Raw genomic sequence first — 21,147 nt, forward strand, 5'->3', positions numbered from 1 at the left:
CTTATGGTTTGACTCGGATAAAGTGTGAGACGCCGTCGGATGAGTCTCTCCAGTGGTGTAGGATCAGCGTGGCGTTGGCAGACGGGGCAATTCCACAGCAGCACCGACAGCGTACAGGGAACTTCCGCTCTGCAAATGCTTCTATACAGTCCTTTTTAAACTGTTCAGGGATCGAATGAAAACTTCTTTGGCGTTTCCATTAGCAATCACTTTCGCCCTTGTCATGACCGGCTGCAGCAGCCGTCAGGCGGGTGATCTTACTTCAGGGCCGGTCGTTCCACTGGCCATGAATGACCATCAAGCCAGCGTGACTTTCCGTACCATAGGCGGTGAGGGTGATCGTCCTGTCAGTTACCTGTACGGGTATGCCAATACTGGATTCATGAGCGCGGGTGAGCGGGTTTATGACTCTGCTTACTTCAAGCGCATACCGGCTTATCTGAAGAAAATCGCCGGTGGGACCGACAGCATCAGTCAACTGGTCGAATCGGACAAAACGGTGTACGTGAAAGGGGAGGTCAAGGACAAACCGTTTACCTTTAACGGTATTCCCATGCCCACGCCGTTCGACAAGGAGCAGCCTGTTGCGCAGCAATTCACGCCGCAAGCCAAGAAGAATTACCTGGTTGAAACCGTGATCGCCGACACTTGGGTCATGAGCGTGTACGAAGTCTCCGCAACGGGTGAACGCAAAACCATTGGCGTTCCCAAAAAGGATGCCGACGCAAACTGACCATGCAGGGATAGTCTTTTCATGACGATAAGAACTTTCCAATAAGGCATTCGGCAACCTATCAGTGTGGCGAGGAAGCTTGCTCCCTCGCCACAGGGGGATAGACGTTTCCAAGGTGTCTGTGCCCAGCGGCTGCGCAAAGTCGTGTTTGAAGTTGTGCTTAAATGCCAACTTCCCCCATCGTTGCTCTTGGCTTGTCCACGTTTGTCGCTCTCTGCAAGTGAATGCGCAAAGCTGTCGGTCGCTCACAAGAAGACTGCAAACTTCCATCCCAAGAACACCGTGCCGATAAACTCAGAAACGGTGTCATTGCCCTTATGTTCAAACGCATCCTGTCCGCCCTGGGCGGTAAGAAGTCCCGTACTTCGGCACCTGTTTCTTCTGCGCACCCTGAGGCGACGCCGCCCCAGCCGGCCGACAATGAACTTATCACGGTCTATGACAGCTACGGTCGTGAGATGAAGATCACCCGCAACGAGTGGCGCGACCAAGTCTTCCTGCCAAACCTGCAGGAGAAATGGCGTTCTGCCGACGAGCTCTACAGCCTGATTATCTCGGGGTTGAATGATGGCTTTGTCGCTGACTTGATCCCGGCCGCTGCGCAACTTGTCGAGATCGACAGCAATCCCGAGCGCAGCCATGTCATCCAGGGCATTGTGCTGATGGAGAACGGCCAGCTCGATGCCGCCGAAAACACGCTGCGCACGGGGATGGCGAAAGTGGGCGCGACGGGTACCTTGCTGACCAACCTGGCCAAGGTCTTCAGCGAGCGAGGCGAGCCAGTGCTTGCCGATGAAACGCTTTGGCGCGCGATCCAGGCCGACCCCAACCTGGAGAACGGCCTGTTGTGGTGGGCAGCCATGCAGCGGGAAAGGGCCGGCGAGGCGGGCTATCTCGAGGCGCTGCGTTCCGTGGCGGCGTTACCCGGCAGTTGGCGTGCGCCATTGTGGTTGGCGCGTCATTGCCTGGAACAGAAGGACGTCGAGTCGGCACGCAGGTTTTACGCGCAGGTGCTGACGGCGGGTACCTTCGACGGCAATGCCCTGATGATGATCTCGGGCGACTTGGGTAACAACGGCCAGATCCCACTGATCGTTGAGTTGGTCGGGCCTGTCTACGATGAACGCAAACACGACCCCATGGCCGGTATCAACTTGCTGCGCGCCTATCAGGCACTCGGGAATGCGGTCGAAGGCGAGGCGCTGCTCGCCCGCCTGTATGCCCTGGGTTTTGCACCGATCAAAAGCCAACTCGATCAGTTTGCCCAAGCCTTCCTGCAAATGCACAAGCAGGACGACCAAGGCGTGCCGGTGGATCCTGAAAGCCTGAGGTTCGCGACGTTGGCATTGAGCCAGCCGATCTGGCACTACGGTTTGCGCAACGCCGACTGGTTCTTTGCGCAGAAACCGGAAGGAGCATCGGCAATCGGCTTCTTCGCGCTATCCAAAAGCACGGACGGATCAGAGCGCGCCGAATCGCAACGGGAGGATGAACTGGGGCGCTTCGCGCGCGCGATTCCTCTTTACCTGTCTGAAGCCGTGCACTACTGGAGCGACCATGTAGGCACTTGTTACATCCAAATCGTGGAAGGCGGCGGCCCGGTGCTATCGGGGTGTGAAGCCGACGGCCACGCGCTTTTCGATATCGTGCCGCCGACGATGAAGTCCTTCGTTACCGGCGAGATCGGCTGTTCGGGTGAAGGTGATCAAGCCCAATGGCAGATTTCCCTGAAGCTCTGGGACTGCGCGACCCGCACCCAGCAGGCCGCCGAAAGCGGCAGCGCGGTGACAGCAGACATCGGTGCGCTGGTACTCGATCTTGAGACGCGCTTGCTGGCCGGCATTGGACTGAGGCGCGAGACACCACTGGATTCGTTCTACCTGCATCCCACGGCCGAAGTCCTGCCGGTGTACCTGACAGAACTGGGCCAGGCCTTCACGTTGACGTTGCTGGCGAACGGGCATATGCCCAAGTCCGCGATGTGGGGGGAGCGCGCCATGCTCGACTGGCCGCTCAACATGGCCCTCCACTGGCCGACGGTTGAAGTCGCAAAATTGATGTACATCTCCGGGTTGGGCAAAGCCTTCGATTACCAGTCGGACGCACTCGCCGAATACAAAGAGCGCAGCCTGCAATTGCTGCGTGAGTTGGAACAGGCGCGCAGCCCTGTATTGCGCTTGGCTCCGCTGATATGGAGGGTGTTCGGTATGCAGGCAGAGTTACACGCCTACATTCGGGACTTGCCCGCTGATACACGGCCTGAACATAAGGTCTGGCTGGCGCGAATCAGCGAATAAGGGGCTCTCGACCACCGTCAGGGCGACTGACGGTGCGGGTTGAAGGGGGCATGTCCGAGGAGAGTCCTATACTCAAGGGCGTCCAGTTACGGCGACAGACACGCCGGAATAAGGAGCCTGCCATGAATGACACCCAACGACTTGCCGCGTTACGTATCGTTTTAATCGTTGTGGGGCTGATCGCCGTGTTCGCGATCTGGCCCCTGATGATCCTTTGGCCGTCCGGTTGGACTTGGCACAGCGGCCATTCCGACTATCCGCTGATGATTGTCGGTCTCTACGCCACCCTGGGCGTGTTCCTGCTGAGGGCTTCCCGTGATCCGATGAGGCACTTGAGCCTGATCTGGTTCACCGTATGGTCGAGCGTCGTGCACGGCGCGATCATGGCCGTGCAGTCCTTTGGTGTCGGTATGGACGGGATGAGCCATTACGGCCATCTGCTCGGCGACGTGCCCGCACTGTTCGTCGTCGCGGCGGCGCTGGCGTTCTTCACGCCTCGGGGCGAGAAGGCGCGTTTATTGGCGGGCTGATCCTTGCGTTGCGGCGTGCCTGAAAGCCCTGTGGATGAACTCTCCAGGGCTTTTCCATTTGGGTGGTCATCCCGATTTTTCTCAGCGGTGCCCTGGGACTTGTCGCTGAAAGCCGCTCGGTGTCGTCACCTTTCGCTACGATTCTGCCCTCATCGAGTTTGCCGAGAAGTGCTTATTATCCAAGGGAGGAGTTTGGTTGTCATTTGACAACCTTGCAGGTCATGCGAATACTGGAGGCCACTGATGATTCGTCCCTCGCATCCGAAAAAGGAAGTCGAAGAAGCGTTGAGACATGCCGAAGCGTTGGGGTGGCGCGTAGAAGTCGGCGGCAGCCACGCCTGGGGGCGGACTTATTGTCCATACAACGACGAGGAGTGCCGCTGTGGTGAGTTCTGCATCACATCGATATGGAGCACGCCGAAGAACCCTGGCAATCATGCGCGAGCATTGCGACGCGTCGTGGACAATTGCACCACGCATCGCAATAGGTGTGGCGCTGATGACGCTGCTGAGGAATAGAACGATGGAATATACCTTTACCTTGAAATATCAGCTTGCTGACGATGACTGTGCCTCGGATGAGCTGGTCGAGCGGCTGGGTGAAGCTGGCTGTGACGATGCCCTGGTCGGCATTGGGCAGCCGGGGCGGCTGGCGCTTGAGTTCACTCGCGAGGCTCCCGATGCGGTCAAGGCGGTGTTCAGCGCTCTGAGCGACGTCCGCCGCGCGGTGCCGTCGGCCAAACTGATCGAGGTTGCCCCTGACTTGGTGGGCCTAACCGACGTAGCTGAGATCGTAGGTGTCTCTCGGCAGAACATGCGCAAGCTGATGTTGGCTCATCCGAGCAGCTTCCCGACGCCGGTGCACGAGGGAAGTGCGTCTATCTGGCACTTGGCGGACGTTCTGACCTGGCTGCAGGCAAAGGGCAGCTATACGCTTACCAAGAGCGTGCTGGACGTGGCCCTGGTGGCCTCCCAGGTCAACGTTGCGAAAGAGGGCCGACGGTTACCGAGCCTGGCTGCCAAAGAGTTGGAAGCTTTGGTTGGGTAAGGATTCCGACAACATGGACGTGTCCAGGCTTTGAACAAGCCTGAGTAAGGGATTATATGGTTTTTATCAACGTGCGCGGTGAAGACAAGACTCGGCAGATCAGCGACTGGACAATCAAGAGTGACAGGAACGGTAGACTTTTGTTGATTTGCCACTTTCCTTCCGGCAAGAGCTTCCCAAGTCCGCTTGAAGACTGTGAGGTCGTTCCAACCCGAGTAGTGAGTGACAAGCTTCTGCGTAAGAAGGGCAGCGCGGTGCTCAGTCCAATTGAGAAGGCCGTGATCTACGGTGAGAAATATGCCGTCGTTCAGTATTCCGGGAAGACGACAAATTACGTGTTCAAGCTGGATGCTATCGAGCTTGTCGCACCGACGAAGATGAAGGAAGAGTCGCTCTTTCATTATTTCCTTTCCGTGGCCAGTGCCCGAGTCGATCATGCCACGAAACCAGTGGATAAGCTGATCGCCGAGAATGTGCTGCGCCAGTTGAACTCAATACTTCCGTGTGCAGACACGGCATTGCACGCTTACTGCATCGGGAAGAATGAACGGCAGGTACAAGCGGGGAATTTCGTCTTTCCTTTCGGCATCAATGAAAGTCAGCTTCATGCCGTCGAGCAGGCCTTCACCTCACAGATCAGTTTGATCGAAGGGCCGCCCGGCACTGGCAAGACCCAGACCATTCTGAACATCCTCGCCAATATCCTGTTACGTGAGAGTACGGTGGCGGTGGTGTCCAATAACAATTCAGCTGTGGCGAATGTCTGCGAAAAACTGCGCAAGTCCGGGCTCGATTACCTAGTTGCCGAACTGGGCAGCACCGAAAATCGCGAGGCATTTTTCGCCAATCCACGTCCCCGTCCCTCGGTGACTCCCGAAGCCGCGCCTTCGATGGAGCGGATCCAGATTGTTCTGCAACAGCTCAAGGGCTATCTGGGTACCCGCAATGCGGTGGCGCAGTTGCAGCTCGAAATCAATGAGCTGGAAGTGGAGCGCCGCTATCTGCAGCAATGGCAACAGGATAACGGCGTACAGATTCCGCCCTTGGACAGGTACAAGCTGACCCCGCAGAAGTCTGCGGACCTGATGGCCTATCTGACCCACCTGGGAGGCAGTCGCGTCAGGGTCAAGGACAGAATCGAACTGCTGTTCAACTTCAGGATTCTGCGTACCCGGCCGTTCGATAACTGGGAAAAGCGCCAGTCAATGTTCTATGGCCTACAACTCCATTTTTACGACAAGGCGCTGCAGGAAAAGAATGCACTGTTGGAAACTCATCAGCAGGCGTTGCGACTCGGCAATTACCAGGCACTGCTGGATGAGTTGACCAGCGCTTCGATGAAATACCTCAAGCAGCATCTGCACCAACAGGTGCCGCCACCCGCACCCTTCGAAGCCAAGACCTACAAGCGTAGATTCGATGAGTTCGTGACGCGCTATCCGATCATTTCCAGCAGTACACATTCGATCATCAACTCGCTTCCAGCCGGGGCAATGCTCGACTATGTGATCATCGATGAGGCCTCGCAGCAGGACATCGTTCCGGGAATATTGGCGTTAGGCTGCGCGAAGCAACTGATCATCGTTGGCGACAGGAAACAGTTGGCGCATATCCCGGCACGGCTGGGCCTGGCCGCGCCCCAGGACAGGGAGCACTACGATTGCGAGACATTCAGCCTGCTCGATTCGTGTATCCGTGTATTCAACGGCTCCATTCCGACGACGCTACTCAAGGAGCACTATCGCTGCCACCCGCAAATCATTCAGTTTTGTAACCAGCAGTTCTATGACGACCAGTTGGTCCCGATGACGAAGGACAGAGGGGAAAAGCCTCTGTCGTTGCTGGTGACAGCCAAGGGAAATCACACGCGAAAGACCACGAACCTGCGGGAGCTGGATTCATTGCTGGCGACGCTTGCCGGTGAAGGCGAAAGTGCCTGGACGGGCAAGGATGGGAGGGGATTCATCGCGCCTTTCCGGGCACAGGCCACACTTTCCGGGACGCTTTTACCGGACGATTTCATCAATGACACCGTGCATAAGTTCCAAGGCCGCGAGTGCGACGAAATTGTCTTCTCCACGGTATTGGACAAAAAGAGCATCACCCCGAAGTTCCTGGCGTTCGTTGATGATCCGCGCATGGTCAATGTGGCAGTGTCTCGGGCCAAGAACGGTTTTACGTTGGTCACGGGAGATGATGTCTTCACGGCGAACAATGGGCATATTGCGGCGCTGGTGCGCTATATCGAGTATTACGCGGAGGACAGGCAGGTGCATCGCGCGCCAGTGATCTCGGCCTTCGATCTGCTGTACGCGGAGTACGATCAATCGCTCGAACGCCTCGATAAACGGCTGCGGCGGGAAGATTCCGATTACAAGTCAGAGCGGATCGTGGCGCAGATCCTGCGTGAGACGCTGGAGCAGGAAGTCTGCCGAGGGCTCATGTTCCACTCGCAGATACCGCTGAAGCAAGTGGCCCCGAGCACCAATGCGAGACTGGTCCCGCGGGAGCTGGACTTCATGAACAACGGCTCCAGTTGTGATTTCGTACTCTATTTCAAGGTTGGGAAAACACCGCTGGGGGTGATAGAGGTCGACGGAGGCAGCCATGACACGCCTGAACAGGCGAAGCTCGATGCCTTGAAAGACAGTATTTTGGGCAAGTGCGGTATCCCTTTGCTGCGCTTGCGAACCGTTGAAAGTCGTATTGAAGAGCGGGTGGCGGCATTTGTGACGCAGTGGGCAACCGGTGTCCTAAAGGACACAGCGGGATAAATCGAGCTGCCGGGCGCTTGAGGCCCTCCTTGCCTCCACGACAACGGCGAGTGCCGCGACAATCCTTCACTTAATATTTCTCAATTGCGGGTGTATCGTATTCGCCTTTTGCGGGCCCAACGGTTCGCGCGGATTCAATAGGTGGTTGTGTTCATGTCCTTTACCCGTCGCCAAATACTCGGTGGCCTGGCCGGTCTTGTTGTCGTTGGTGTGGGTGCAGGCGGTGCGTCGCGGTACTGGCTGGGCAAGCGGGCCGACGCCGAGGCCGGTCACGACTATGAACTGATCGCGGCGCCCCTGGACGTGGAGCTGGTGGCCGGGCACAAGACCCAGGCCTGGGCGTTCGGCCCTTCGGCGCCGGGCACCGAGCTGCGGGTGCGCCAGGGCGAATGGTTGCGGGTGCGCTTCATCAACCATCTGCCGGTCGCCACCACCATTCACTGGCACGGGATCCGTTTGCCGTTGGAGATGGACGGCGTGCCGTATGTCTCGCAACTGCCGGTGCTGCCGGGCGAGTATTTCGACTACAAATTCCGCGTGCCGGACGCCGGCAGTTACTGGTACCACCCCCACGTCAACAGCAGCGAAGAGCTCGGGCGTGGGCTGGTGGGACCGTTGATCATCGAAGAGCGTGAGCCGACTGGCTTCAAGTACGAACAGACTCTGAGCCTCAAGAGCTGGCATGTGGACGAACAAGGCCAGTTCGTGGAGTTCAGCATTCCCCGTGAGGCGGCGCGTGGTGGCACGGCCGGTCGGCTGGCGACCATCAACGGTGTGCCGCAGGCTGTGATCGATCTGCCGGCCGGGCAGATCACCCGGGTGCGTTTGCTCAACCTCGACAACACCCTGACTTACCGTATCAACATCCCAGGCGTTGAAGCGCAGATCTATGCGCTGGACGGCAACCCCATCGAACCGCGGCCGCTGGGCAAGGAATACTGGCTGGGCCCGGGCATGCGCATTTGCCTGGCGATCAAGGCGCCGCCGGCCGGCGAAGAGTTGTCGTTGCGCAATGGCCCGGTGCGCCTGGGCACCTTGCGTTCGGTGCCCAACAGTGACGCACCGACCCAGTGGCCGCCGGCACTGCCAGCCAACCCGGTGTCCGAGCCGGACCTGGCCAATGCGGAGAAACTCAACTTCAATTTCGAATGGGTCGGCTCGGTGTCGGTCAATGTCGACAACGGCAAGCCGCCAAGCCTGTGGCAGATCAACGGCAAGGCCTGGGACATCACCGACAAGACTTGCGCCGATCGGCCGATCGCCACGCTGAAGAAAGGCCAGAGCTACATTTTCGAATTGAAGAACATGACCCAGTACCAGCACCCGATCCATCTGCACGGCATGAGCTTCAAGGTGATCGCGTCGAACCGGCACAAGGTCGTGCCGTACTTCACTGACACTTACTTGCTGGGCAAGAACGAACGGGCGCAGGTGGCGCTGGTGGCGGATAATCCAGGGGTGTGGATGTTCCACTGCCATGTGATCGACCACATGGAAACCGGCCTGATGGCCGCCATCGAGGTGGCGTGATGCGCCAGATTCGCCCCGCCAGAATCATCGACCGCAGTCGTGACCAGGACTTCATGCGCGAAGCCCTGACCCTCGCCGCCCAAGGCGCCGCCCTGGGGGAAGTGCCGGTGGGCGCGGTGCTGGTGCAGGACGGCGAGATCATCGGGCGCGGCTTCAACTGCCCGATCAGCGGCCACGATCCCAGCGCCCATGCGGAAATGGTCGCCATCCGCGCCGCCGCCCAGGCAGTGAGCAATTATCGCCTGCCCGGCAGCACCCTGTATGTGACGCTGGAGCCCTGCAGCATGTGCGCCGGCCTCATCGTCCACTCGCGCATCGCCCGGGTCGTCTACGGCGCCCTGGAGCCCAAGGCCGGCATCGTGCAGAGCCAGGGGCAGTTTTTCAGCCAGGGGTTCCTGAACCATCGGGTGATGTTCGAGGGCGGGGTGTTGGCCGAGGAGTGCAGTACGGTGCTGAGTGAGTTCTTCAAGGCCCGAAGAGCCAAGTCTTCAGACTGATCCCCTGTGGGAGCGAGCTTGCTCGCGATAGCGGTCTGTCAGGCAACATGTCTGTTGAATGTCCGGCCGTCATCGCGAGCAAGCTCGCTCCCACAGGGGGCTTGTGGTGGTTGGACGATTTATTTACGCGCCACAATCACCGCCCGCATCGGCGCAGGCAGCCCTTCGATGGTTTTGCTGTGGTCGGCGGGGTCGAGGAAATCACTCAATGACTGATACTTCATCCACTCGGTGCTGCGCTGTTCTTCCACGGTCGTCAGGCTCACGTCCACGCAACGCACGTCGCTGAACCCGGCGCGGCGCAGCCAGCGTTCCAGGGCCGGGACCGACGGCAGGAACCACACGTTGCGCATCTGCGCGTAGCGGTCCTCGGGCACCAGCACCTGGTGTTCGTCGCCTTCGATCACCAGGGTTTCCAGCACCAGTTCGCCGCCCTTGACCAGGCAATCCTTCAGGGCGAGCAAGTGTTCGATCGGCGAGCGGCGATGGTAGAACACGCCCATGGAAAACACCGTGTCGAAGCCTTCCAGTTCCGCTGGCAGGGCCTCGAAGGGGAACGGCAAATGCCAGGCGTTGGGCTGCGACAGGTAGCGCTGTACCGCCTGGAACTGGCAGAAGAACAGCCAGTTGGGGTCGACGCCGATCACCGTGTCCGCCCCGGCACCGAGCATGCGCCACATGTAATAACCGTTGCCGCAGCCCACATCGAGGATGCGCTTGCCCGCAAGATCCAGGTGCGGAGCCACCCGCGACCACTTCCAGTCCGAGCGCCATTCGGTGTCCACGTGCACGCCGAACAGGTCGAAAGGCCCTTTGCGCCATGGTGACAGGCCCATCAACGCGGTACGCATTTGCCCACGGGTTTCGTCGGAACAATCGGTGTCGAGGGTCAGGCCATTCAGCAGGTCGACGGTGGTGGGTTGCAAAATCGGCAGCGCATCGAGGGCGCTTTGCCAACGCTCCAGGTCGCCGTGGCCCTTTTCCATCTTGCTGTCGAGTTGCGTCTGCAGCGTCGCGGCCCAATCGGCCAGGGGCGTGCCGGCCAGATGGCGGGCGAGGGGGGACAGATCGATCATGGCAGGGCAATCAACGAGGCGAAGTTAAGACACTGGAACCACGGCACGACTTTCGAGAAGCCGGCCGCCAAGAGGCGCTCGCGGTGCTCTTCGAGGCTGTCGGGCTTCATGACGTTTTCGATGGCGCTGCGTTTCTGGGCAATCTCCAGCTCGCTGTAGCCGTTGGCGCGCTTGAACGCCACGTGCAGGTCGGTGAGCAGGGCGTGTTCCTCTGCATCGTTGAAACGCAATTTTTCCGACAGGATCAGGGCGCCACCCGGCAGCAGGGACTGGCGGATGCGGCTCAACAGTGCGGTGCGCTGGTCCGGCGCGATGAATTGCAGGGTGAAATTCAGTGCCACCACCGAGGCTGGCTGGAACGTCAGGGCGAGGATGTCGCCTTCGACCACTTCCACCGGCAGCAGCTCCTGGAACATCGAGTCCTGGCCATTGAGGTATTCACGGCAGCGCTCGACCATGGCCGCCGAGTTATCCACCGCGATCACCCGGCAACCGTCGGTGCGCACATGACGGCGCAGGGCCTGGGTCACCGCGCCCAGGGACGAGCCTAGGTCGTAGAGCACGCTGCCCGGCTGGGCGAATTGCGCGGCGAGCACGCCGAGGTTTTCGACGATGGTCGGGTAACCCGGCACCGAACGCTTGATCATGTCCGGAAACACCCGCACCACGTCCTCGTTGAAGGCGAAGTCCGGCACTTGGGCCAGGGGCTGGGCGAATAGGCGATCGGGGTCTTTGCTCACGGCGGTTCCAGCGGCATGGGTGGTGAAAAGGCCGGCATTTTAACCAAAAAACCAGTGGGAGCGAGCTTTGTGGGAGCAAGGCTTGCCCGCGATAAAGGCACCGCGGTCTATAGCAAGACCGAATTATCGTTCATCGCGGGCAAGCCTTGCTCCCACAGAGCCGTGCCCCACAGAACCTTTGCTCCCATATTATTGAGCTTTGTTCAGTGTGGCTTTCGGGCGAACGCCGACGCTGTAATGCCCCATTGGCCCAGCCAATAACTGACGATGATCAGGTAAGGCGCGGCATGGAAGGGGTGCACGAACCGGTTGATGCCGATGAGGCTGTCGGAAAACACAAACGCCAGCGCCCCGGTGGCGGCCAGCCACGCCGAACGCTTGGGCACGTCGGTGCCCAGTCGTGCCAACGCCCGCCAGAGCATGGCGCTGATGACCAGGCCGTAGATCACCACCGGCACCAGCAACGGCCCGAGACCGCTCGACACCAGGATTGCCAGGAGCACCGCGCCGATGCCCAAGGCCAGGGCCAAGGGCAGCAGCGCCGGTCGGCGGCAGTCGCTGAGGTAGGCTTTCAGGTAGGCCAGGTGCGCCAGCAGAAACGCCCCAAGGCCGAACACGAACAGGTCCCCCGGCCAGGCCAGCAGCACATCGCCCACCAGCGAGAAAATCAGCCCGAGGCTGATCCAGCGCCGATATTCGCTGGGCGGCGCATCGTGCAGCCAGCCGAGCAGGGCCAGCACCGGCATGGGCTTGACCAGCAGGCACAGCAGCGTGGCATGCATGGCCAGGCCGTACAGGTAGGTGGCCGCACCCATCAGTGCGAGGATCAGCCAACCCACAGTCAGTTCACCGCGATAGCGCAGTCAAAGGTTTCCACGGGCGGCACTTCCGGCGCCCAAGGCTGTTGATAAGTCAGGCGCAAGCGCCCGGTGCCGGCGTTGAACGCCTGGAAGCGCCAGGTCGAGACACCCGCGGCGCCAACGATGCCGGCGTCTTCCGGGTTGCGATAAACCTCCGGCCCCAAGCCCTTCAGCACGCCACCGGCCGAATCCTGGATCGCCCAGCGATAACCGGTGCTGGGGTTGCTGGGCAGGCTCAGGATCAGGTTCTGTCCGTTATTGAGCCTTACGGGGCACTGGCTCAGTTTTTCCACGGTCACGTTGTTGCTGGTTTGCGTGGCGCAGGCGCTCAGCAGGGCGAGGCTGAGGGGGACGAGCAGGCGAGTGAGGGACATAAGGGCAACGGCTCCGGCATTCACGACGAACGGCGAGCATAACCGAAGATGCTACTGGGTGTGTCAGGTGGGGATGTGTTGTTGCGGATGACGCCATCGCGAGCAAGCTCGCTCCCACAGGGGATTTGTGGTGTTCACAGCATTTGTGATCCACACCAAACCTTGTGGGAGCGAGCTTGCTCGCGATGAGGCCGGTACAGCGGCTATAAAACCCTCAGAACAACACCTTCGCCACATCCGCAAACCGCTTGGCAAAGTGCACCGTCACACCTTCCTTGAGGTAGTCCGGCAATTCTTCGAAGTTGCCCCGGTTGGCTTCCGGCAGGATCAGTTCGTTGATCTTCTGTCGGCGCGCGGCGATGACCTTCTCGCGCACGCCGCCAATCGGCAGGACGTGCCCGGTGAGGGTCAGTTCGCCGGTCATGGCCACGCCTTTTTTCGGCGGCTGGTTGCGGGCCAGGGACAGCAAGGCACTGGCCATGGTCACGCCGGCGCTCGGGCCGTCCTTGGGTGTGGCGCCTTCCGGTACGTGCAGGTGAACGAACGCCTCGTCAAAGAACTTCGGATCGCCGCCAAATTGCTTCAGGTGCGAACTGACGTAGCTGTGGGCGATCTCCGCCGACTCCTTCATCACCTCTCCCAGTTGCCCGGTCAGCTTGAAACCACGATTGAGGGTGTGGATGCGCGTCGCTTCGATCGGCAAGGTCGCGCCGCCCATGCTGGTCCAGGCCAGGCCGGTAATCACGCCGATGCCGGACAACACCTGCTCGTTGCGGAACACGGGCTTGCCCAAGGAAGCCTCGAGGTCCTTCGGCCCGAGCTTGATCACCGCTTTCGGGTCGTCGATCAGCTTCATCACTGCCTTGCGCACCAGTTTGCCCAGCTGTTTCTCCAACTGTCGCACCCCTGCCTCACGGGCGTAACCGTCGATCAGGGCCTTGAGGGCGCTGTCGTTGATGCTCAGGCTGCCCTTGGACACACCTGCCTTGGCCAGTTGCTTGGGCCACAGGTGGCGTTTGGCGATGGCGACTTTTTCTTCGGTGATGTAGCCCGACAGGCGGATCACTTCCATCCGGTCCAGCAGCGGGCCGGGGATCGAGTCCAGGGTGTTGGCGGTGCACACGAAGAGCACTTTCGACAGATCCAGGCGCAGGTCCAGATAGTGGTCGAGGAATTCGACGTTCTGTTCCGGATCAAGGGTCTCCAGCAACGCCGAGGCCGGGTCGCCCTGGTAGCTCTGGCCCATCTTGTCGATTTCGTCGAGCATGATCACCGGGTTCATCACTTCGACATCCTTGAGCGCCTGCACCAGCTTGCCCGGCTGGGCACCGATGTAGGTGCGTCGATGGCCCTTGATCTCGGCTTCATCGCGCATGCCGCCGACGCTGAAGCGGTAGAACGGCCGGCCCAGGGATTCGGCGATGGACTTGCCGACGCTGGTCTTGCCCACGCCCGGCGGGCCCACCAGCAGCACGATGGAACCGTTGATTTCACCTTTGTAGGCGCCGACGGCGAGGAACTCGAGGATGCGGTCCTTGATGTCCCCCAGGCCGGCGTGGTGCTGGTCGAGCACCTTGCGCGCATGCTTGAGGTCGAGTTTGTCCTGGCCATACACGCCCCACGGCACCGAGGTCGCCCAATCCAGGTAATTGCGAGTGACGGCGTATTCCGGCGAGCCGGTTTCCAGGATGGAGAGTTTGTTCATCTCCTCTTCGATACGCTTCTGCGCCTGGGCCGACAGCACTTTGCCTGCCAGCCGCTGCTCGAATTGTTCGATGTCGGCGCTGCGGTCGTCCTTGGTCAGCCCCAGTTCCTGCTGGATGACCTTGAGCTGCTCCTTGAGGAAGAACTGGCGCTGGTGTTCGCCGATCTTGTTGTTGACCTCGGCGGAAATCTCTTTCTGCAACCGCGCCACTTCGACTTCCTTGCGCAGCATCGGCAGCACTTTTTCCATGCGCTTGAGCATGGGCACGCAGTCGAGCACTTCCTGCAGTTCATTGCCGGTGGCGGAGGTGAGCGCGGCGGCGAAGTCGGTCAGCGGCGAAGGGTCGTTGGGGCTGAAGCGGTTGAGGTAGTTCTTCAGCTCTTCGCTGTACAGCGGATTGAGCGGCAGCAACTCCTTGATCGCGTTGATCAGCGCCATGCCGTAGGCCTTGACCTCGTCGGTTGGCTCGCTCGGTTGGTGCGGGTATTCGACTTCCACCAGGTACGGTGGGCGATGGTGCTTGAGCCAGGTGCGGATGCGCACGCGGGTGAGGCCCTGGGCGACGAATTGCAGCTTGCCGCCTTCCCGGCTGGCGTGATGGACCTTCACCAGCGTGCCGTACAGCGGCAGTTTCGAGGTGTCGAAATGGCGCGGGTCTTCCTGGGGCGTGTCCATGAAGAACAGCGCCAGGGAGTGATGATCGGACTTGGCCACCAGTTCCAGGGTCTCGGCCCACGGTTCTTCGTTGACGATGACCGGCAACACCTGGGCCGGGAAGAAGGGGCGATTGTGGATGGGGATGATGTAGACCTTGTCCGGCAGGTTCTGGCCGGGCAACGCCAGGCCGGTGCCGGAGGAAGTGTGTTCGATGTGTTCGGAATCAGCGTAGTCGTTAGTGGCTTCAGTAGAGTGCTGGTCGCTCATGGGGCACCTGCGCAATGGGGTATGGGTCTTAGATGGGGCAGGTGGGGGGTGGTTTCAATGGTGGGCGATTGTTAACGGTTATTTCATTGGCCGGTTTTACCCCGTAGGAGCTGCCGAGCGAAGCGAGGCTGCGATCTTTCCTCTGACGCTTGAGTCTCAAGTGAAAGATCAAAAGATCGCAGCCTGCGGCAGCTCCTACGGGGAGGCGCGTCAGGCGACCCGGTTCAAGTCGTTGTGGCGCGTTTCCTTCAGGCACAGCACGGCGATGACGCTGAGCAGCGCGGCCGCTGAAACATAGCCTCCGACATAGCTCAAGCCGCCCATCGCCACCAGTTTCTGGGCGAAGAACGGTGCGGCCGAGGCACCGACGATACCGCCCAGGTTGTAGGCCGCCGAGGCGCCGGTATAGCGCACGTGGGTCGGAAACAGTTCCGGCAGCAAGGCGCCCATGGGTGCGAAGGTCACCCCCATCAGGAACAGCTCGATGCACAGGAACAGCGCCACGCCGCCGGTCGAACCGTGGGTCAGCAACGGTTCCATGAGGAAACCCGAGGCAATCGCCAGCAGGCCACCGATGATCAATATCGGTTTGCGGCCGTAGCGGTCGCTGGCCCAGGCGGACAACGGCGTAGCGGCGGCCATGAACAGTACGGCAAAGCACAGCAGGCCCAGGAATGTCTCGCGGCTGTAGCCGAGGGTGGACACGCCGTAGCTCAGGGAAAATACCGTCGAGATGTAGAACAACGCGTAACACACCACCATCGCCGCGGCGCCCAGCAAGGTCGGCGCCCAGTATTGGCTGAACAGCTCGACCAACGGCACCTTGACCCGCTCCTGGCGGGCCATGGCATTGGCGAACACCGGGGTTTCATGGAGCTTGAGCCGCACGTAGAGGCCGACGATCACCAGCACGGCACTGAGCAGGAACGGAATCCGCCAGCCCCAGTCACGGAATTGCTCGTCGTCCAGGCTCATGGCCAGGGTCAGGAACAGCCCGTTGGCCGCCAGGAAGCCGATGGAGGGCCCCAGTTGCGGGAACATGCCGAACCAGGCGCGCCTGCCCTTGGGCGCGTTCTCGGTGGCCAGCAGCGCCGCTCCGCCCCATTCACCCCCCAACCCCAGGCCCTGGCCGAAACGCAGCAGGCACAGCAGGATCGGCGCCCAGGCGCCAATGCTGGCGTAGCCGGGCAGCACGCCAATGAGCGTGGTGCACACGCCCATCAGCAGCAGGGAGGCCACCAGCGTCGACTTGCGCCCGATCCGGTCGCCGAAATGGCCGAACAGCGCAGAACCCAGCGGACGGGCGAGGAAGGCGATGCCGAACGTCAGGAAGGACGACAGCATCTGTGCGGTGCCTGAGGTTTGTGGGAAGAACACCGGCCCGATCACCAGGGCCGCCGCCGTGGCATAGACGTAGAAGTCGTAGAACTCGATGGCAGTGCCGATGAAACTCGCGGTCGCCACGCGAGTGGCCGAGTTGGTCGGCTGGGCAGGCACAGCCTCGTTGCAGGTAGCGGTCGTCATGCGGTTATCCCTGACAGTCATGTGCTCCGTTGGAGCGAATTATTATGGTCGAACGCCCAGGGATGCGGGCGGGTATCCCGTCGCTGTTTCGGGTAGGAACAGTCCCAGGGCTGATGCGGATTTTGCCGATGGTCTGGCCGGAACCGACCGGGCGCGGGGTAGGCACGGGGTTCGGGCGGAGCTGGGTAAGCGGGTTGAGTATAGGAAGGGGGCTAACGAATCAACAAGAGAGTCCGCACACATTGCGCAGAACCCCGTGGCGAGGGAGCTTGCTCCCGCTGGGTTGCGAAGCAACCCCAAAGCAGCGACCCCAGCCCGACCAATACACCGCGCTGCCTGGTTCGGGGCCGCTTCGCAGCCTAGCGGGAGCAAGCTCCCTCGCCACAAAGGGGTTTAGAGCGCCGTGGGCACCGAACTGTTATGCCACGCCAGCACTTGGCTGACGCGGTTGTCCACGGTCTCGATGATTTCCAGGCGATAACGCCCGATCTTCAGGCAGACCGGGCTTTCGGGGATGGTTTCCAGGGCTTCGGTCACCAGCCCGTTGAGGGTCTTGGGGCCGTCGCAAGGCAGATGCCAGCCCAGGGTCCTGTTCAATTCGCGGATCGACGCCGCGCCATCGATCATCAGGCGGCCATCGGGCTGGGGATGGACGTGAGGGTTGTCGAGGCTGTGGTCGCTCTCGAATTCGCCGACGATTTCTTCGAGGATGTCTTCCAGGGTGACGATGCCCAGTACTTCACCGTATTCGTCCACCACCATGCCCAGGCGCCGCTGCTGCTTGTGGAAATTCAGCAGTTGCAGCTGCAAGGGTGTGCTTTCGGGCACGAAGTAGGGTTCATGGGAGGCGGCCAGCAGCGCCTCCTTGGTCAGGCTCGCGTCCGCCAGTAAGTGACGGATCTGGCGGGTGTTGAGCACCGCTTCGACCTGGTTGATATCACTGTGGAACACCGGCAGGCGCGTCCGTCGGTTCAGGCGCAACTGTTCGATGATCTCGCCGATGGGGTCGTCGAGGTTGATCCCATCGACCTCGCTGCGGGGCACGAGGATATCGTTGACGGTGATGTTGTCCAGGGCGTGGATGCCGGAAATCGGATGCAGCCGGCCGCTGCCTTGCTCTGACTCCTGCTCGCTGCGCGGTGGCGCGGGCATTTCGTCGTCGCTCTGCTGCACCATGCCGGGCTTGCGGGTAAATGGACGCAACAACAACTGGCTGGCGCCATTCAGCAGCCAGGCAAATGGATAGAGGATCTTCAACGGTATGCCCAGCAAGGTGTTACCCAGTGCCAGCACCGCGTCGGGCTGGCGGGTGGCCAGGGTGCGCGGCAGGTAGTCGGCGAACACCAGCAGGGCGGCGCTGGTGCCGAGCCAGGCGACCCAGGGGCCGTTTTCCAGCCAGGTAAAAATCGCCAGCAAGGTGCCGATGACCACGGCCAGGGCGCGACAGAGGGTATTGCACAGGATCAGGCTGGGCAGCGGGAAGGTCAGTGTCGCCAGTGGTTTGTCACTGGCGCGCGAAGCCGTGCGCTGGGCCAGCAGGTGTTGCTGGGCGGCTTCGATGGCCGTGAACAGGGCCGACCAGAGGATCAGCACCACCAGCACGGCGAACAACGGCGCTACGGGCAACGTATCCATCAGGGCCGTCCGTCAGATATGCAGGATGTATTCACGGACCAGCTTGCTGCCGAAGTACGCCAGCATCAGCAGGCAGAAACCGGCCAGGGTCCAGCGAATCGCTTTGTGCCCACGCCAGCCGAGGCGGTTGCGGCCCCACAGCAGCACGCTGAAGACCACCCACGCCAGACAGGCCAGCAGGGTCTTGTGCACCAGGTGCTGGGCGAACAGGTTCTCGACGAACAACCAGCCGGAGATCAATGACAGCGACAGCAGGCTCCAGCCGGCCCAGAGGAAACCGAACAACAGGCTTTCCATGGTTTGCAGCGGCGGGAAGTTGCGGATCAGCCCGGAGGGGTGCTTGTTCTTGAGCTGGTGGTCCTGCACCAACAGCAACAGGGCCTGGAACACGGCGATGGTGAACAGGCCGTAGGCGAGGATCGACAGCAGGATGTGGGCGAGGATGCCCGGCTCTTCGTCGATGATCTGCACGGTGCCCGACGGCGCGAACTGCGCCAGCAACACCGTGGCCAGCCCCAGTGGGAACAGCAGCACCAGCAGGTTTTCCACCGGGATGCGCGAGCAGGCCAGCAACGTCAGGGCGATCACGGCGACGGCGATCAGGCTGGCGGCGTTGAAAAAGTCCAGGCCCAGGCCGATCGGCGTCATCAGGTGGGTATAAAGGCTGGCCGCGTGGCCGAGCACCGCCAGTACGCCAAGCGTGACCAGCAGGCGTTTGTTCGCCTTGGCGCCGGTGGCCAGGCGGGTGCCTTGATAGAAGGTCGCAGCGGCATAAAGGCAAGCGGCGGCGAGGGTGGCAAGCAAGCTGGGTGACAAGGGGAGCATAAATCCTGTTAGGCAAGCCCGAAAGGCGCTGAGTTTGGCATAGAACCCCCTCCACACGAAAGACCACAGCAGGTGTACGCCGCACGCTTCTTCGCTATAATCCGCGACCTGCCCACGCCGCAGGCTCGCCGAGCACATTTTTCACGGTCTGGGCCGCCATTATCCCGGTCTCATCTGGGCCTGAAAGGATCGCGCATGTTTGAAAACCTAACCGACCGTCTCTCGCAGACGCTGCGCCATGTCACCGGCAAGGCGAAACTGACCGAGGACAACATCAAAGACACCCTGCGCGAAGTGCGCATGGCGTTGCTCGAAGCCGACGTCGCCCTGCCGGTGGTCAAGGACTTCGTCAATTCGGTCAAGGAACGCGCCGTCGGCACCGAAGTGTCGCGCAGCCTGACGCCGGGCCAGGCGTTCGTGAAGATCGTCCAGGCCGAGCTCGAAAGCCTGATGGGCGTCGCCAACGAAGACCTGAACCTCGCCGCCGTACCGCCAGCGGTGGTGCTGATGGCCGGTCTGCAGGGCGCGGGCAAGACCACGACCGCCGGCAAGCTGGCGCGCTTCCTTAAAGAGCGCAAGAAGAAGTCGGTGATGGTGGTGTCGGCGGACATCTACCGTCCGGCGGCGATCAAGCAGCTGGAAACCCTGGCCAACGACATCGGCGTGACGTTTTTCCCGTCCGACCTGAGCCAGAAGCCGGTGGACATCGCCCAGGCGGCTATTAAGGAAGCGAAGCTCAAGTTCATCGACGTGGTCATCGTCGATACCGCCGGTCGCCTGCACATCGATGAAGAGATGATGGGCGAGATCAAGGCGCTGCATGCCGCGATCAACCCGGTGGAAACCCTGTTTGTGGTCGATGCCATGACCGGCCAGGACGCGGCCAACACGGCCAAGGCGTTCGGTGATGCACTGCCGCTGACCGGCGTGATCCTGACCAAGGTCGACGGTGACGCCCGTGGCGGTGCCGCGCTGTCGGTACGGGCCATCACTGGCAAGCCGATCAAGTTCATCGGCATGGGCGAGAAGAGCGAAGCGCTCGAGCCGTTCCACCCCGAGCGTATCGCTTCGCGCATCCTCGGCATGGGCGACGTGCTCAGCCTGATCGAGCAGGCCGAGCAGACCCTCGACAAGGACAAGGCCGACAAACTGGCCAAGAAGCTGAAGAAGGGCAAGGGCTTCGACCTCGAAGACTTCCGCGACCAGCTGCAACAAATGAAGAACATGGGCGGCCTTGGCGGCCTCATGGACAAACTGCCGAACATCGGTGGTGTGAACCTGGCGCAGATGGGCAATGCCCAGGGCGCGGCTGAAAAGCAGTTCAAGCAGATGGAAGCCATCATCAACTCCATGACCCCGGCCGAGCGCCGCGACCCTGAGCTGATCAGTGGTTCGCGCAAGCGCCGCATCGCCATGGGGTCCGGCACACAGGTGCAGGACATCGGTCGCTTGATCAAGCAGCACAAGCAGATGCAGAAGTTGATGAAGAAATTCTCCGCCAAGGGCGGGATGGCCAAGATGATGCGCGGCATGGGCGGTATGTTGCCCGGCGGCGGCATGCCGAAAATGTAAAGAATCTGCGCCGGCTGTCATGCCGGCGTTGCCCCGCACGGATGCGGGGATCTCCAGCAAACCCGTGCTATGCGGGAGCTGACCTGCCGTTTTTCATGACGGCTCTATGGCAAATCTTGATCGCATGGCGCATGGCGCCGGAAAAAGACATTTGCAAAAGTCCGGATATTCCTTAGAATATGCGGCCTTTCGGGCACCTATGCCCGCTGTGCATTTAGATTTGCAGCACCGACTACAGGAACGATGTTCACATGCTAACAATCCGTCTTGCCCTTGGCGGCTCCAAAAAGCGCCCGTTTTACCACCTGACCGTAACCGACAGCCGCAACCCGCGTGACGGTTCCCACAAGGAGCAGGTTGGTTTCTTCAACCCTGTTGCCCGTGGTCAGGAAGTTCGTCTGTCCGTGAACCAAGAGCGCGTAGCCTACTGGCTGAGCGTTGGTGCACAACCTTCTGAGCGCGTTGCTCAGTTGTTGAAGGAATCGGCTAAGGCTGCGGCCTGA

General features: G+C 60.8%; 18 protein-coding genes. 10 read left to right on the forward strand and 8 right to left on the reverse strand.

Going from position 1 to position 21,147, the window contains the following annotated elements:
- Positions 1-175: 175 nt before the first annotated feature.
- The 8 genes from J4E63_RS25350 (at position 176) to tadA (ending at position 9,409) form a co-directional block, all read left to right on the forward strand.
- Positions 176-733: a hypothetical protein gene (locus tag J4E63_RS25350; protein WP_207283671.1), complete on the forward strand. Its 558-nt coding sequence runs from the start codon at positions 176-178 to the stop codon at positions 731-733.
- A gap of 317 nt (positions 734-1,050) precedes the next feature.
- Entirely contained in the window at positions 1,051-3,030 is a 1,980-nt protein-coding gene (locus J4E63_RS25355) for a lipopolysaccharide assembly protein LapB (RefSeq protein WP_207283672.1), read from the forward strand.
- 122 nt (positions 3,031-3,152) lie between these two features.
- Entirely contained in the window at positions 3,153-3,560 is a 408-nt protein-coding gene (locus J4E63_RS25360) for a DUF6632 domain-containing protein (protein ID WP_060739070.1), read from the forward strand.
- Between the two features lie 243 nt (positions 3,561-3,803).
- The gene (locus tag J4E63_RS31005) at positions 3,804-4,079 is read left to right on the forward strand and encodes a hypothetical protein (RefSeq protein ID WP_103307916.1); all 276 of its coding nucleotides are present in this window, start codon (positions 3,804-3,806) and stop codon (positions 4,077-4,079) included.
- Positions 4,080-4,083: 4 nt separating this feature from the next.
- Complete coding sequence (locus J4E63_RS25365; protein WP_207283673.1) at positions 4,084-4,608, forward strand: AlpA family transcriptional regulator; 525 nt, start codon at positions 4,084-4,086, stop codon at positions 4,606-4,608.
- Positions 4,609-4,664: 56 nt separating this feature from the next.
- Complete coding sequence (locus J4E63_RS25370; RefSeq protein WP_207283674.1) at positions 4,665-7,382, forward strand: AAA domain-containing protein; 2,718 nt, start codon at positions 4,665-4,667, stop codon at positions 7,380-7,382.
- Positions 7,383-7,535: 153 nt separating this feature from the next.
- Complete coding sequence (locus J4E63_RS25375; protein WP_092464136.1) at positions 7,536-8,912, forward strand: multicopper oxidase family protein; 1,377 nt, start codon at positions 7,536-7,538, stop codon at positions 8,910-8,912.
- A complete protein-coding gene (tadA, locus tag J4E63_RS25380; protein WP_207283675.1) occupies positions 8,912-9,409 on the forward strand; it encodes a tRNA adenosine(34) deaminase TadA in 498 nt (165 codons plus the stop codon). Before J4E63_RS25375 ends, tadA begins: the two co-directional genes overlap by 1 nt.
- Positions 9,410-9,528: 119 nt before the next feature.
- Here the strand turns inward: tadA and cmoB are convergent, their stop codons facing one another.
- The 8 genes from cmoB to J4E63_RS25420 all read right to left on the reverse strand — a co-directional run bounded on the left by cmoB (position 9,529) and on the right by J4E63_RS25420 (position 19,072).
- A complete protein-coding gene (gene cmoB / locus J4E63_RS25385; RefSeq protein ID WP_207283676.1) occupies positions 9,529-10,485 on the reverse strand; it encodes a tRNA 5-methoxyuridine(34)/uridine 5-oxyacetic acid(34) synthase CmoB in 957 nt (318 codons plus the stop codon).
- Positions 10,482-11,225, reverse strand: coding sequence for a carboxy-S-adenosyl-L-methionine synthase CmoA (gene cmoA / locus J4E63_RS25390; RefSeq protein WP_060739065.1), 744 nt, complete (start codon positions 11,223-11,225; stop codon positions 10,482-10,484). The genes cmoB and cmoA overlap by 4 nt, the downstream gene beginning before the upstream one ends.
- A gap of 203 nt (positions 11,226-11,428) precedes the next feature.
- A complete protein-coding gene (locus J4E63_RS25395; RefSeq protein WP_060739064.1) occupies positions 11,429-12,064 on the reverse strand; it encodes a lysoplasmalogenase in 636 nt (211 codons plus the stop codon).
- 2 nt (positions 12,065-12,066) lie between these two features.
- Complete coding sequence (locus J4E63_RS25400) at positions 12,067-12,459, reverse strand: protease inhibitor I42 family protein (RefSeq protein ID WP_207283677.1); 393 nt, start codon at positions 12,457-12,459, stop codon at positions 12,067-12,069.
- Positions 12,460-12,673: 214 nt separating this feature from the next.
- Positions 12,674-15,088, reverse strand: coding sequence for an endopeptidase La (gene lon, locus J4E63_RS25405; protein ID WP_259334247.1), 2,415 nt, complete (start codon positions 15,086-15,088; stop codon positions 12,674-12,676).
- A gap of 210 nt (positions 15,089-15,298) precedes the next feature.
- On the reverse strand, positions 15,299-16,612 hold the full coding sequence (locus tag J4E63_RS25410) for an MFS transporter (protein WP_192261539.1): 1,314 nt from the start codon (positions 16,610-16,612) through the stop codon (positions 15,299-15,301).
- 393 nt (positions 16,613-17,005) lie between these two features.
- Positions 17,006-18,247, reverse strand: a complete 1,242-nt coding sequence (locus tag J4E63_RS25415) for an HlyC/CorC family transporter (RefSeq protein ID WP_207283678.1) — start codon at positions 18,245-18,247, stop codon at positions 17,006-17,008.
- A gap of 12 nt (positions 18,248-18,259) precedes the next feature.
- On the reverse strand, positions 18,260-19,072 hold the full coding sequence (locus tag J4E63_RS25420) for an inner membrane protein YpjD (RefSeq protein WP_092202315.1): 813 nt from the start codon (positions 19,070-19,072) through the stop codon (positions 18,260-18,262).
- A gap of 195 nt (positions 19,073-19,267) precedes the next feature.
- On the opposite strand from J4E63_RS25420, the gene ffh reads away from it, so the two are divergent.
- Together ffh and rpsP are read left to right on the forward strand one after the other, a co-directional pair.
- A complete protein-coding gene (gene ffh / locus J4E63_RS25425) occupies positions 19,268-20,644 on the forward strand; it encodes a signal recognition particle protein (protein WP_207283679.1) in 1,377 nt (458 codons plus the stop codon).
- Positions 20,645-20,895: 251 nt separating this feature from the next.
- On the forward strand, positions 20,896-21,147 hold the full coding sequence (gene rpsP, locus J4E63_RS25430; protein ID WP_003198088.1) for a 30S ribosomal protein S16: 252 nt from the start codon (positions 20,896-20,898) through the stop codon (positions 21,145-21,147).

Source organism: Pseudomonas sp. FW300-N2F2 (assembly GCF_017351655.1).
GTDB lineage: Bacteria > Pseudomonadota > Gammaproteobacteria > Pseudomonadales > Pseudomonadaceae > Aquipseudomonas > Aquipseudomonas fluorescens_AA.

What these genes read in the sequence shown, in the direction of transcription:
- J4E63_RS25350 (WP_207283671.1), top strand. Translation starts at nt 176, where the DNA reads ATGAAAACTTCTTTGGCGTTTCCATTAGCAATCACTTTCGCCCTTGTC.
- J4E63_RS25355 (WP_207283672.1), top strand. Translation starts at nt 1,051, where the DNA reads ATGTTCAAACGCATCCTGTCCGCCCTGGGCGGTAAGAAGTCCCGTACT.
- J4E63_RS25360 (WP_060739070.1), top strand. Translation starts at nt 3,153, where the DNA reads ATGAATGACACCCAACGACTTGCCGCGTTACGTATCGTTTTAATCGTT.
- J4E63_RS31005 (WP_103307916.1), top strand. Translation starts at nt 3,804, where the DNA reads ATGATTCGTCCCTCGCATCCGAAAAAGGAAGTCGAAGAAGCGTTGAGA.
- J4E63_RS25365 (WP_207283673.1), top strand. Translation starts at nt 4,084, where the DNA reads ATGGAATATACCTTTACCTTGAAATATCAGCTTGCTGACGATGACTGT.
- J4E63_RS25370 (WP_207283674.1), top strand. Translation starts at nt 4,665, where the DNA reads ATGGTTTTTATCAACGTGCGCGGTGAAGACAAGACTCGGCAGATCAGC.
- J4E63_RS25375 (WP_092464136.1), top strand. Translation starts at nt 7,536, where the DNA reads ATGTCCTTTACCCGTCGCCAAATACTCGGTGGCCTGGCCGGTCTTGTT.
- tadA (WP_207283675.1), top strand. Translation starts at nt 8,912, where the DNA reads ATGCGCCAGATTCGCCCCGCCAGAATCATCGACCGCAGTCGTGACCAG.
- cmoB (WP_207283676.1), bottom strand. Translation starts at nt 10,485, where the DNA reads ATGATCGATCTGTCCCCCCTCGCCCGCCATCTGGCCGGCACGCCCCTG.
- J4E63_RS25400 (WP_207283677.1), bottom strand. Translation starts at nt 12,459, where the DNA reads ATGTCCCTCACTCGCCTGCTCGTCCCCCTCAGCCTCGCCCTGCTGAGC.
- lon (WP_259334247.1), bottom strand. Translation starts at nt 15,088, where the DNA reads ATGAGCGACCAGCACTCTACTGAAGCCACTAACGACTACGCTGATTCC.
- J4E63_RS25410 (WP_192261539.1), bottom strand. Translation starts at nt 16,612, where the DNA reads ATGACGACCGCTACCTGCAACGAGGCTGTGCCTGCCCAGCCGACCAAC.
- J4E63_RS25415 (WP_207283678.1), bottom strand. Translation starts at nt 18,247, where the DNA reads ATGGATACGTTGCCCGTAGCGCCGTTGTTCGCCGTGCTGGTGGTGCTG.
- J4E63_RS25420 (WP_092202315.1), bottom strand. Translation starts at nt 19,072, where the DNA reads ATGCTCCCCTTGTCACCCAGCTTGCTTGCCACCCTCGCCGCCGCTTGC.
- ffh (WP_207283679.1), top strand. Translation starts at nt 19,268, where the DNA reads ATGTTTGAAAACCTAACCGACCGTCTCTCGCAGACGCTGCGCCATGTC.
- rpsP (WP_003198088.1), top strand. Translation starts at nt 20,896, where the DNA reads ATGCTAACAATCCGTCTTGCCCTTGGCGGCTCCAAAAAGCGCCCGTTT.